Source organism: Mycobacterium sp. NGS58 (genome assembly GCF_059812385.1).
Genome location: NZ_JCALCO010000012.1, coordinates 21,426 through 34,022, shown reverse-complemented (window position 1 = coordinate 34,022; position 12,597 = coordinate 21,426). Strand labels below are relative to the sequence as shown.

At 65.3% G+C, this 12,597-nt stretch carries 11 protein-coding genes; 3 read left to right on the top strand and 8 right to left on the bottom strand.

The features are described from left to right. Nucleotides 1-1,491: a molybdopterin-dependent oxidoreductase gene (locus tag AC5Y4H_RS13515; protein ID WP_499982417.1), complete on the bottom strand. Its 1,491-nt coding sequence runs from the start codon at nt 1,489-1,491 to the stop codon at nt 1-3. Between the two features lie 11 nt (nt 1,492-1,502). After that, on the bottom strand, nt 1,503-1,976 hold the full coding sequence (locus tag AC5Y4H_RS13510) for an oxidoreductase (protein WP_499982579.1): 474 nt from the start codon (nt 1,974-1,976) through the stop codon (nt 1,503-1,505). 283 nt (nt 1,977-2,259) lie between these two features. On the opposite strand from AC5Y4H_RS13510, the gene AC5Y4H_RS13505 reads away from it, so the two are divergent. Continuing rightward, complete coding sequence (locus tag AC5Y4H_RS13505) at nt 2,260-4,227, top strand: SpoIIE family protein phosphatase (protein WP_499982414.1); 1,968 nt, start codon at nt 2,260-2,262, stop codon at nt 4,225-4,227. Here the strand turns inward: AC5Y4H_RS13505 and AC5Y4H_RS13500 are convergent. The 3 genes from AC5Y4H_RS13500 to AC5Y4H_RS13490 all read right to left on the bottom strand — a co-directional run bounded on the left by AC5Y4H_RS13500 (nt 4,224) and on the right by AC5Y4H_RS13490 (nt 7,811). Next, nucleotides 4,224-5,468, bottom strand: a complete 1,245-nt coding sequence (locus AC5Y4H_RS13500; protein ID WP_499982413.1) for an acyl-CoA dehydrogenase family protein — start codon at nt 5,466-5,468, stop codon at nt 4,224-4,226. The genes AC5Y4H_RS13505 and AC5Y4H_RS13500 overlap by 4 nt on opposite strands. 10 nt (nt 5,469-5,478) lie before the next feature. After that, nucleotides 5,479-6,630: an acyl-CoA dehydrogenase family protein gene (locus AC5Y4H_RS13495; RefSeq protein ID WP_499982411.1), complete on the bottom strand. Its 1,152-nt coding sequence runs from the start codon at nt 6,628-6,630 to the stop codon at nt 5,479-5,481. 221 nt (nt 6,631-6,851) lie between these two features. Next, entirely contained in the window at nt 6,852-7,811 is a 960-nt protein-coding gene (locus tag AC5Y4H_RS13490) for an alpha/beta hydrolase (protein WP_499982409.1), read from the bottom strand. A gap of 354 nt (nt 7,812-8,165) precedes the next feature. Here AC5Y4H_RS13490 and AC5Y4H_RS13485 point away from each other — a divergent pair, with 354 nt between their 5' ends. Then, the gene (locus AC5Y4H_RS13485) at nt 8,166-9,398 is read left to right on the top strand and encodes a cytochrome P450 (RefSeq protein WP_499982407.1); all 1,233 of its coding nucleotides are present in this window, start codon (nt 8,166-8,168) and stop codon (nt 9,396-9,398) included. Next, nucleotides 9,395-10,552, top strand: a complete 1,158-nt coding sequence (locus AC5Y4H_RS13480) for a Zn-dependent alcohol dehydrogenase (protein ID WP_499982405.1) — start codon at nt 9,395-9,397, stop codon at nt 10,550-10,552. Before AC5Y4H_RS13485 ends, AC5Y4H_RS13480 begins: the two co-directional genes overlap by 4 nt. Before the next feature lie 97 nt (nt 10,553-10,649). Here the strand turns inward: AC5Y4H_RS13480 and AC5Y4H_RS13475 are convergent, their stop codons facing one another. From AC5Y4H_RS13475 to AC5Y4H_RS13465, 3 genes are read right to left on the bottom strand one after another with little or no spacing between them, the layout of a single operon-like run. After that, on the bottom strand, nt 10,650-11,294 hold the full coding sequence (locus AC5Y4H_RS13475; protein ID WP_499982403.1) for an SDR family NAD(P)-dependent oxidoreductase: 645 nt from the start codon (nt 11,292-11,294) through the stop codon (nt 10,650-10,652). Beyond that, nucleotides 11,291-11,731 (bottom strand): VOC family protein, encoded by a 441-nt coding sequence (locus AC5Y4H_RS13470; RefSeq protein ID WP_499982400.1) that lies wholly within the window; start codon nt 11,729-11,731, stop codon nt 11,291-11,293. The genes AC5Y4H_RS13475 and AC5Y4H_RS13470 overlap by 4 nt, the downstream gene beginning before the upstream one ends. A gap of 41 nt (nt 11,732-11,772) precedes the next feature. Beyond that, nucleotides 11,773-12,594, bottom strand: coding sequence for an SDR family NAD(P)-dependent oxidoreductase (locus AC5Y4H_RS13465; RefSeq protein WP_499982577.1), 822 nt, complete (start codon nt 12,592-12,594; stop codon nt 11,773-11,775). Nucleotides 12,595-12,597 lie beyond the last annotated feature (3 nt).

The following is a 12,597-nucleotide window of genomic DNA, read 5'->3' as shown; positions in this document are numbered from 1 at the left end:
TCAGATTTCCACGTCCTTGTCGTAGTACACGCGATCCTCGCGCCAGCCGCCGGTGCCCATGCCGATCCCGGTGTAGTCGTCGACGAATTCGATCTGGTTGATCCACTTGGCCATTTTGAAACCGACCTGGGTTTCCACCCTTAGGCGCAAGGGCGCACCGTGTTTGATGGGCAGCGGCGCGCCGTTCATTTCATAAGCGAGCAGCGTCTGCGGCTTGTCGGCGAACTCCAGGTCGAGCACCTCGTAGAACTGACCTCCGCCGTGTGATGCCGGCTCGTCGGTGCTGTTGTCCTGCATGGTCAAAAAGCAGATGTAACGAGCCTGAGGCAGCGGCCGTACCAAGTCCACGAGCTGATGCAGATGCACTCCGGTCCATTCGCCGATGCTGGTCCAGCCCTGGACGCAGTTGTGCATCACGCACTGCGTTTCGGACTCGGCCAGCGCGCGCAGCGCGCCGAGGTCCAGGCTCACCGGGTTTTCCACCAACCCGCCGACCCGCAGCCGCCAGTCCACGAAGTTGTGCACCGCCATCACTTTGTATTCCGTGCTGGTGGGCGGCTTCCCGTTGACTCGGTGCTGTTTGGAGATCTTGTGCGAGGGATAGTTCTGCCGGGAGTTCAGCGGCCTGAGCAGCAGCATACGGGCCGCGGTGACGACCGCACCCAGCACGCGCTGCACCGACCGTGGGTTGCGCAGGCTCCAGACGGTCGCCGCGACGTGGACGGCGACGATCGCCGCGATGATCAGCAGCGAGATGGCAGTGGCCCAGTGCGTGTTACGGACCGCGCCGAAGATCATCGACGCGGTGAGTCTGCCCCATCCCCAGAAGAAAATCATCGACAGGTGAATCACGATGAAGACCAGGAACGCGATAAGGCCCAGAAAGTGCAAGCTGCGGGCCCATTGGCGGCCGCCCCACATTCGGACGTACCAAGGGAACCGGGCCTCGATCGCCGGCGACTGTGCGGCCCCGGTCAGGATCTGAAACGGCGCAAGGACAAAGACGACCCCGGCATAGGTGAGCTTCTGCATGGCGTCCAATGGCTCACCGGGCAACGTCGGCGGCAAGTTGAACGTCAGGTAGGTGACGATGTCGTCCCATGCTTCGGGGAAGATCGACCACGAGGCGGGCCAGTAACGATGCCATTGGCCGGTGGCGAACAACAGGATGTAGTAGGACAGGCCCAGCAGGATCCAGCAGATGACCACAAAAAAGTGCCAGTGCCGGCCCATGCCCAGCTGTGCGCGACCGGGCAACGAAATGAACGGGCTGTAGTCCTCTTCCTCGTCAAGGGTGTCGTAGATCCTGTCCCGCGGCATCACCTTTCGGGTGAAGCGTGCCCACTCGGTGCCCGGCTTGCTGTCGTCGTGCCAGTACAACTTGGGGTGGGTCGCCAGTATCTCGATACCGCTGCGCAGAATCAGCGTCACGAACAAAACGTTCAGCCAGTGATCGATGCGCAGCCATGCCGGATAGTCCAACGTTGTCATGCCGAACTCCGTCAGTCGTACCACTGTTGGCGTCGCGGGTAGGCGACGTTGATGCCCGACAGCACGGTCGTGTGCACGGCGATGAACCCCGCCGCGCAGGCCATCCCCAACGTTCCGGGCGCGAAGTCCCATCGGCCGGTCACCGTTACGAGACCGGGCAGGCTGACCCAGCGGGTGACCAGATACACGGCGAGAAAGGCCAAGCAGGTCATACTGCCGAGATACCAACCCGCCTGGGGCACAGAGGGTTTGATACCGACCACGGTGGCACTCGCGGCGGTCAGGCATCCCGCCGCCAGCACCAGCACGTAGGCGGCGAAATAACCCGGCAGGTCCGGCTCCGCGATCAGGACGTAGACGTGCACCGCGACCAGCCCGGTCAGCAGCGCCCCGCCCAGTGCGGTCACGGCGCGCGGCAGGTTGAACGCCACCCAGCCGTTCAAGGTCAGCACAGGTGACGACAGGAGACGCCGCCAGAGCGCCATCGTGCGTCGCGCCACGAGATCGGCCACGTCTGCGAGGTACCCGCCTCGCAGGCACGCAAACGGGCCGCTCCGCGGATTCACGGCTCGCGGTTTTCGCAGCCGTCAATCCATTTGTCACCTACATTGCCGACACCTTTGAGGCGCCTATCAACCGATGGATGCGCGCGCCACAACAATTGCTAATCTGAACGACTACGTGTGCAAATAGGTCAGCCCTTTTGAACCGGTTTTCGACCCGCCCCGCCCTGCGGGCTGCCCGGAGGCCGCTAGGAGGAACGGCCGGATGGTGGCCGAAAACGATTGGGACAGATCCGTCGGTGCGGCAGACGACGTACGCCGCGTCTTCGAGAATGTTCCGGCGCTGTTGGTCGGACTTGAAGGGCCCGACCACCGATTTGTCGCGACCAATGCGGCTTACCGAGCACTCGGCCCGGCAATTGATCCAATTGGGCTACTCGCACGCGAGGTTTATCCCGAGCTGGAGAGCCAACAGATTTTTCAGCTGTTCGATCGGGTGTATCAAACGGGCGAGACCCAATCGGGCACAGAATGGCGGGTGCAGGCCGACTTCGAAGGCGAGGGCCGCGCCCAGGAGCACTTCTTCGACTTCATCGTCACGCCGCGCCGCGCAGCGGACGGCTCGATAGAGGGCGTACAGCTGGCCTTCGTCGACGTCACGAGCCGGGTGCAGACCCGGATGACCGCCGACGCACGCCTCGAGGAGATGTCGAAGCGGTACCGCAACGTCCGCGATTCCGCCACCGTGATGCAGCAGGCGCTACTGGCGCCGTCAGTGCCGATCATTCCCGGCGCGGACGTGACCGCGCAGTACCTCGTCGCCGCGGAGGACACCGCGGCCGGCGGCGACTGGTTCGACGCGATACCGCTCGGCGACCGGCTGGCGCTCGTCGTCGGGGATGTCGTCGGGCACGGCGTTCAAGCGGCGGCGGTGATGTCGCAGCTGCGGACCGCGCTGCGGATGCAGGTCGTGGCGGGGTACCCGATCGCTGAGGCCCTCGAGGCTGTCGACCGATTCCGCAAGCACGTCCCCGGCTCGAACACCGCCACGATCTGCGTCGGTTCCCTCGACTTCGGTACCGGAGAATTCAGCTACTGCACCGCCGGACATCCGCCGCCGTTACTGGTCACGGCGGACGCGACCGCCCGCTATCTCGAGCCTTCCGGCGCGGGTCCACTCGGCAGTGGGATCGGCTTTCCGGTCCGCACCGAATTCCTCGACGTGGGCGACTCGATCCTGCTTTACACCGACGGCCTGATCGAAAGACCCGGCCGGCCACTGGGCGCCAGCACAGCCGAGTTCGCCGAGCTGACCGCAAATATCGTCGGCGGCCAGCGCGGCTTCGTCATCGAGACATCGGTACGGCCGATCGACCGAATCTGTTCGGAGACGTTGGAATTGTTGCTGCGTTCGACGGGCTACAGCGACGACGTGACGCTTCTTGCGGCGCAACGCCGCACACCACCCCCACCGCTGCACCTGACAGTTGATGCGACCATCCGGGCCGCGCGCACAGTGAGGACCCGCCTCAGGCAATGGCTGTCGGAGATCGGCGCGGACACCGACGACATCTCCGATGTGGTACATGCGATATCGGAGTTCGTCGAGAACGCGGTCGAGCACGGTTATGGCACAGAAGTTCCCGACGGCGTCATCGTCGAGGCAACGCTGTCCGGCGATGGCCACCTACACGCCTCGGTGACCGACCATGGACGGTGGAAGGATCACCGCGAGGGCGAGGCGGGCCGGGGCCGCGGCCTCGCCGTGGCCGAGGCCCTGGTGTCGGAAGCGCACGTCAGTCGTGGAGCCGATGGCACGACCGCCAGGGTGACGCATCTACTTTCACGGTCGGCGAATTTCGTCACGGATTCAGCGGTCGCCCGGGCTACCAACCGGCGGTCGGTCAACGCGGAATTCGTCTCCAAGGTCAGCGAGCCGGGGCGCATCGAGGTCAGCGGCGACGTCGACTCGAACACCGCTTCCACGCTGGACCGTCAGATCGCGGTCGAAAGCCGTTCCGGCGTCGCACCATTGACGGTCGATCTCACCGGTGTCACCCACCTCGGATCGGCCGGTGTCAGCGCGCTGGCGGCCGCCCGCGAGCGCGCGCACCGACAGGGCAGCGAGTACGTGCTGGTGGCCCCGCCGGGAAGCCCTGCGCACCACGTCTTATCGCTGGTGCAGCTCCCGGTGGTCAGCGGCCTCGCCGAGAACCTCGTCGCCGAGGGTTAGGCCCGATCCGCCCGCTCGCCGTGCCGCACCTGATTGAACGGCACCCCGCGGTCCGCGGCGTATTCCCGTGGGAAGCCCAAGACCCGCTCGCCGATGACGTTGCGGGCCATCTCCGTGGTGCCGCCGCCGATGGCAACGGTCTGACGGGATAGATACCGCAGGCCCGTTTCGAGTCCGGCGCCCTGCTCCCCCACCACGCCGGCACTTCCCGCGATCGCCAGCGCCGTGTCGACACCGGTGGTCGTGGTTTCGGAGTGAAACAGCCTGATGAGTGTTCCGGCGGCCGGCGGCAGCACGCCGTCTCTGACGCAGCGATACACGTGCCCGATCAGTTGTTCGGCCACCGCGCGGTGCACCAGGGCGCGACCGGCCATCTCGTGCACGCGTTCGTTGTCGGCTTGCCCGGTCTTCTCCGCAAGCGCCACGTAGTCGACGGGGATCGCGTTGCCGCCCTCGCTGCCACTGCCGCTGGCGAATTCGGACCCCTGCCCCACCGCCCGGCGTTCGTGGTACAGCTGCCGGGACGCCACCGCCCAGCCGCCGTTGACCTCCCCGACGACAGCGTCGTCTCCGACGTCGACGCCGTCGAGGAACTCTTCGCAGAATTCTTTTGATCCGCTCAGCATCGTGATGTGCCGCAATGTGATTCCCGGATGCGCGATGGGCACCAGGAACATCGTCAGGCCCTCGTGCTTGGGCACATCCCAGTCGGTACGGGCCAGACACAGGCCGTAATCGGCGGCGAACGCGCTCGTGCTCCAGGTCTTGGCGCCGTTGATGATCCAACGGTCACCGCGCCGCTCGGCCCGGGTGAGCACACCCGCCAGGTCCGATCCGCCGCTGGGTTCACTCAACAACTGCACCAGCACTTCCTCGCCGCGCAGCGCGGCGGCGATGTGCTGCCTTTTCTGGTCTTCGCTGCCGGTGTCGAGCAGCGTGGCGCAGCAGATGGTGAACGTCGGGGTGTTGAGGATCAACGGCATTTCATAATCGAGGGATTCGACGTCGAATGCCATCTGGTACTCGTAGTCCAGCCCAAGTCCGCCGTACTCACGGGGAAAGCAGATGCCGGCGAATCCGCCGTCATACAACCGCTTTTGCAGTTCCCTGGCCCTCAGCCACGATCGTTCCTCGTCGCGCGGCGCGGCGGGCGGGGCCTCACTGTCGATGGCGGGCATGTTGTCCGCCAGCCACGCCCTGGCCCGGGCGGCGAACTCCGCAACGGACTCGGTCGGCGTCATCGGATGCTCATCATTTCGCCGAACGACCCGCCTTTTCCCACTCGTATACGCGCAGATTATGCTCCTCCGGCGTCCCGAATGTGCCGCGATACAACGTGATCCGGCGGAGGTACAGGTGCAGGTCGTGTTCCCAGGTGACGCCGATGCCGCCATGCATCTGCACACACGCCTGCACGACCTGACCCGCCATCTCGCCCACGTAGGATTTGGCGATGCTGGCCGACAGATTCGCTTCCGGCGCGAGGGCGGCCACGTCTGCGACCGCAGCCGAGGTGGTGGCGCGACAGGCTTCCAGCCAGAGTTTCATGTCCGCGAATTTGTGTTTGAGGGCCTGGTAGGACGCCAACGGACGGCCAAAAGTGTGTCGGTCCAGCGCCCACTGCACGGTGAAATCGAACACCGTCTGCAGGGCGCCGACCACCTCGGCGCATTGCAGCACCTGCGCGATCTGGCTTTGTCGATCGACGAGTGCAGCCGTCTCGTCGGCGGTACCGACGGCCGCCGATCGTGGCACCGCGACACCGTCGAAGTGCACCCGGGCGTATTGCTTGACCAGATCGACCGACTGCTGGGGTTCGACGCGGACCCCTAACGCGTCCGTCGGGACAAGAAACTGACGAATCTCGGCGGGGTTGGTGCCGCTGCGCGCCACCACCAGTAGAACCGCACTCTGGGCGCCCGCCTCGACGCGGTCCTTGACACCGTCGATGCGGTAGCCGGAGTCGGTTTCGGTGGCCGTGACCGACGGCTTCAGCGGCGCCCAGCCCTCCCCCGGCTCACAGACCGCCCACGACGCCACGGATTCGCCCGATATCAGCGCCTCGATGGTGCCGGCGTGCTCGTCGGAGTTCGTGCACCCGACGAGGCCGGCCAGCACCGTACTGACCGGATACAGCGGTCCGGGGGCCACTGTCTTGCCGAGTTGCTCGGCGACCATCGCCAGATCGGCGAAGCCGTTCTCCGAGACGCTGCCGCCGCCCATCTCCTCCGGCACGAGCAGACCCGTCCAGCCGAGTTCGGCGGCGCGTCGCCACCACGCGGGGTCGAACGACGTCCCCGCCGCGTGCAGTTCCCGAACCCGCCGCAGGGGCGCTTCCTTCTCCAGGAACGCCTGGGTGGTCGAGGTGAAGAGGATCTTTTCGGGAGAGTCCAGGGTGGTCATGATGCCGAGGGGGTCCTTCTTGACATTCGATCGCTGCGGCTGCAACGGAAACGGTTTGAGTGTTTGATATCCGCCCGATCGGTCCTCGGTTGGCTGGCGATTCTGATGTTAGCAACGCCTAATACGGTAAGAGATACCGGAGGTCAATCGATAAAAACCGGAACGAGGCGATCGACCACGGGATATGGCACGGTCGTCGGGGCCGCCGGAATCCGGTTGCGCTACATGGCGAAGACGCGGCGAAGCGCCTGCGCGTGCAGCGCCCGATTCTCCTGGGAAACCACCCAATCGGGCACCATCGAGTCGAAGCCGTGGAAGGTCGCGGCGATCACATGCAGTTCGGTGTGGACGTACGCGTGCAACAGCCGGTTGGCATAGTCGATGGCCTCGTCGCGGCACGGATCGATCTCAGAGCAGCTGACGAACGTGGGCGGCAGGCCCTCGAGATTGGCCCGGTGCGCGGGCACGTGCTGACCGTTGGCGCTGGCGTGGCCCAGATAGTGGTTCCACGCCCGGCTCACGGCCGGTCCGTTCAGGCCCGGAGTGCGCTGGAACTCGCGGCGCGAGGGCGTGGCGTCGGAATCGAGCATCGGCTGGTGCAGGATCTGCATCAGGATGGCCGGACCTTCCTCGTCGAACATGCGCTGCGTCAGACTCGCGACCAGCGCCGCACCGGCATCGCGGCCCATTACCGCGATGCGGCCGGCGTCGGCGTCCAACTCGGCGCTATTTTCGGTGGCGTAACGGAAAGCCGCTTCCACATCGTCGAGTGCTGCCGGGCACGGATTTTCGGGGGCGAGCCGGTAGTCGACCGAAACCACCAGGCAACCGCCGTCACGGGCCAGCTCCACACAGTGCGCATGGTCGGTCTCCAAGTTTCCGGTGACGAATCCGCCGCCATGGGCGTACAGCAGCAGCGGCGCTGGGGATTCCGTGCGGCCGCGATACAAGCGCAGGCCGAGCTGCTGACCGTCCGGACCGGCGATCGATCGCGAATCGACACAGATGCCAGTGGTGTCGGCCGCTGCGGAGCGCTGCGCGGCCAGCAGGTTGGCGTGCTCCCGCTCTGCGGGCAGCGTCTCGGCGCGAAATTCGAAGGCGCCCAGCTCCAGGGCCGCATCGCGCAGCACCGGATCGAGGCGGTTGAGGCCGTGTGGGCGGGCCGGGTTGGTCTGTGTCATATCAACTCATCTTCGGGCTCGTCGTGCGGGCTCAACGGCGGTCCGCAAGGTGAGCCTTGACGGAAGCCACCTTCAAGGTAGACCTGCGCATTTACGCGCTGACACACCAGGTGGCCGCCGGCGCGAAACGAGCCCGGCGAGCGGGCGTCGCGGTAGAAACGGGGCCGTATCCGGTCGGCCGTCAGCACGTCTACATCGGGTGCGTCCGGCCCGCCGACCGACGCGTCGTTGGGCTTCGTTGCTATCTATACTATGATAGCTATTTTCAGCTCGGTTACATCGCCGTGGATTTCGCGGGCACTCGCAGTCCGGTCCGCGTGAACGGCCTTATCGGTTGTTTCAGGAGGAGCGCTGATGACGCTCAGCACTGGCTCGAACGGGCAGCCCGTTGTACCCACACTCGATTTCACCGGCGAACTCAGCCCGTACCCGTTCTTTGAGCACATGCGCCACACCGACCCGGTATGGCACGGTTCGCTGAGCGATAACAGCCAGCTGCCCGAAGAGCTGCGGCCCAGTGACGAGTGGGTCCTCTTTGATTACGACGGTGTATCCCAAGCCTTTCGCGACGACCGGATCTTCACGTCAGCCGCCTACGACAAGACGATCGGGTTGGTGATGGGACACACCATCCTGGCGATGGGCGGCAGGGAGCATCACGATCACCGCAACCTGGTGGCCAAGGCGTTTCGGGCAACCGCGCTGGAGCGCTGGGAACCCTCGGTCATCGGGCCGGTCTGCGATCAGCTGGTCGACGAAATCAAGAACGACGGGCATGCCGATCTGGTGAAGGCGCTGACTTTCGAATTTCCTACGCGGATCATCTCGACGCTGCTCGGTCTGCCCGCTGAAGATCTGGACTTCTTCAGGCGGTTGTCCCTCGACCTGATCTCGATCCCAACCGACATCGTGGCGGGATTGAACGCCGCCAACGAGCTCCACGGCTACTTCCTCAAACAAGTCGAGCAGCGCCGGCGCAGGCTCACCGATGACATCATCGGCGACCTGGTTGCCGCCGAGATCGACGGGGAGAAACTCACCGACGAGGCCATCATCGCGTTTTTGCGGTTGCTGCTGCCGGCGGGCCTGGAAACCACGTATCGCTCATCGGGCAATCTGCTCTACCTGCTCCTGACCCATCCCGAACAATTGGCCATGGTCACCCAGGACCGGTCGTTGATCCCGATGGCGATCGAGGAGGGCCTACGGTTCGAAACGCCGCTGACCATGGTCATGCGCACCACGACCGAGGAGGTCGAGATCGGCGGCAAGGCCATTCCGGCCGAGGCTCAGATCGACATGTGTATGGGCTCGGCCAATCGCGACGAGAGCCGCTGGACCGATCCGAATACGTTCGACATCCGCCGGCCGCGCCAAGCCCACATCGCCTTCGCCGGGGGTATCCATATGTGCCTCGGCATGCACTTGGCCCGGCTGGAAACGCGCGTCATCCTGAACAGCCTTTTCGACCGCGTCGACCATCTGGCGTTCGTACCCGATGACGGAACGGGAGTGGAATCCAAGATCGTCGGGCTGACCTTCCGGTCGCCGAACAAACTTCCGGTCACGTTCGTCCCCGCCGCATGAGAAGCCGCGCGGCGATCCTGCACGACGTCGGCGGGCCTTGGTCCGTCGAGGATTTCGAGCTCGATCCCCCCAAGACCGGCGAGGTCCTGGTGCAGATGGCGGCGGCCGGCTTGTGCCACTCCGACGACCACATCCTCAAAGGCGACATGTCAGCGCCCAACGAGGTGATGCGGTCGATGGGGCTGCCGACCATGTTCCCGACGATCGGCGGCCACGAGGGGTCCGGCATCGTGCGGGAAATCGGCCCCGGTGTCACCGACTTCGCCCCCGGAGACCACGTGGTGATGTCGTTCGTCGCCGTGTGCGGCCAATGCCGTTGGTGCGCAAGTGGAATCGAGTACCTTTGCGACGTCGGGATCGGCACGATGATCCCCGGGATGCCGACCGACGGCACCTTCCGCCACCACACCGCCGACGGCCACAAGCTGGGTCACATCGCCAAAATCGGCGCTTTCGCCGAACACACCGTGGTGTCCACGAATTCACTGGTGAAGATCGAACAGCACCTGCCACTGACCTCGAGCGCGCTGCTGTCCTGCGCCATCCCCACCGGTTACGGTTCGGTCGCCAACCGCTCGAGCATGCGCGCCGGCGATACCGTTGTGGTGATCGGCGTCGGCGGGATCGGCACGGGCGCGATCCAGGGTGCCCGGATCAACGGCGCCGCCCAGATAGTGGCCGTCGACCCGGTGGAGTTCAAACAGAAGTCGGCGCTGCGATTCGGGGCGACGCACAGCGCGGGCACGATCGCCGAGGCGCTGGATCTGGTGCGGGGCCTGACGTACGGAGTGATGGCCGACGCGGTCGTGGTGTCACCGTCGCTGATCACCGCCGAGGACGTCCGCGACGCGGTGCAGCTCACCCGCAAGGGCGGCACCTGCGTGCTCACCGGCATGACCTCGCAGTTGACCCGGTCGGTCAAGATCGATCTCCAGGACTTCATCCTGATGAATAAGACGTTGGCGGGCACCATATTCGGCTCGTGCAACCCGAAGGCGGACATCTCCCGGCTGGCCCGGCTCTATGAGACCGGCCAGCTTCAGCTCGACGAGATGATCACCAAGCGTTATCGCCTCGATGAGGTCAACGACGCCTACGACGATCTGCTCAACGGCAGGATAGTCCGGGGCGTCATCGATTTCGGGATCGCCTGAGGTTATTTCCAGCGGTTCAGCACCCGCTGCAACTGCCCATACGCGTCGATCGGGCTGTGTAGCGCCAAGCCGCCGTCGGCATGCACGATTTGGCCGGTCACCCAGGGTAATTCGAGGACGCCCGCGATAGCGGCGGCGACATCGGAAGCCTCCCCCGCCCGCCCAGTACGGTTCTTTCGGAAAGCCCCTCCACCCAACCGGGCAGGGCCTCGGGATTGGGCAGCATCGGTGTGCGAGTGACCCCGGGACCCACTGCGTTTACCCGGATGCCATGGCCGCCCCATTCCTCGGCGGCGACCTTCACCAGCATGTTCACCCCCGCCTTCGAGACGCAGTACGCTCCCATGTCCCGGTCGGCGACGGTGGCGCTGATGCTGGAGACCGCCACGATGGAGCCGCCAACCGCGGCGTCGATCATGGCTCGCGCCGCGGCACGAATGGTGAGCCAGGTGCCGGTCAGGTTTGTCGACAGCACCCTTTGCCACTCGTCGAGCGGCTGTTCGAGCAACAAACCCGAAGCACCGATCGCGGCGCAGGTGACTACCCGGGTCGGCGTGCCGTGCTCGCGCACGGTTCGTTCCATCGCCGCCGACACCGCGTCGGGATCGCTGACGTCGCAGACGACGTCGCCACCGGACAGATCCCACACCACGACATCGTGGCCGGCGTCGCGCAGCCGTCGGGTGACCTCCCACCCGATCCCAGAGGCGCCCCCCGTCACCACGGCGCTCGAGGCGCTCATTGCGCGGGCCCGATCAACTCGACCACTACTCCATCGGGTGCGGTGATGACGGCCATCGGGACGGACTTTCCCGCCGGGGCCGCAACGGTGATCCGGCGAACACCGTCGGTGAAGCCCAATCCGGCCAGCGCTGAGAGTGTTTCGTCCACATCGCGCTGCACCGAGAGCAAGAAGAAGCCGTGCCGGGGGCCCACCGATGCGGGCTGCGCTTCGCCGGCGCCCTCAAACCCAACCAGCTCGACGATCCCTGTATCTGGTGCCTGCGGATCGCCGAGGAATACCGACTGAAGCCGATCGGTCTTCGCGCCGAACAGTTCTGGCCAGTCGCCGGTGAAGGTGTGGCCGAACAGTTCGGTGAATCCCAGGCCGTCGCGCCAGAACTTCATCGAAAGTTCGATGTCGGCGGTGCAGATCGCCGCGTGATGGATCCCTAGCATGAGCTTCCTCTCGAGTACCGAGCCTCCGACGTTGCCAGCTCTCAAACGACCTTGGCCATAGTGTGATCCCACAATTCGCGTGCCAGGACGGGATCGCCGGCCGCCCGATTGGGCTTGGCAACTTTGCCTTTCGCGTAGTATTCGCCGGAGGTCCAGTCGATGCCGGGCACGCTCGTGGCCAGCCAGACCAGCTGATCGGCGCCGTGATCCGCCGATTTGATCATCCGACTGACCGGCGTCCGTTGCATGGCGGTCAGGAACCGCGAGCCAGATGATTGGCCGATGTTGGTGTTGACGAAACCCGGGTGTACCACCGCCACCGAAAGACCGTCGGCGGAGAAGCGCCGATGCAATTCTTTGGTGAACAAGATGTTTGCCAGCTTCGCCAATGCATAGGCGGTGCTGGGCCGGCGCCGGTCCGTTGCATCGAAATCAGCGAGCTTGACTTTGCGCAACAGTCGCTGAGACGAACTGGACGTGTTGACGATCGTGGCTCGCGAACCGACCAGAACGTCCAGCAACTGCGTGGTGAGCAGGAACGGCGCCAGGTAGTTGACTTGGAGAGTGATCTCATGGCCGTCGGCCGTCCGCCGCGGCTTGGTGAACACTCCCCCGGCGTTGTTGCCCAGCACGTCGATGCGCGGGTACTCGGACCGGATTTTGTCCGCCAGGGCCCGCACCTGAGACAGGTCGGCGAAGTCAGCGGCGAAGTAGTCGGCGTCGAGCTCCGCGGCGACGGCCGCGGTCTTGCTCTGCGAGCGTCCCACCAGTACCACGTTGCCGCCGCCGTGGCTGATCCGGCGGGCCGCGGCGGCGCCGATGCCGTCGCTGGCGCCGGTGATGACAATCGTCCTACGCGCCATTGC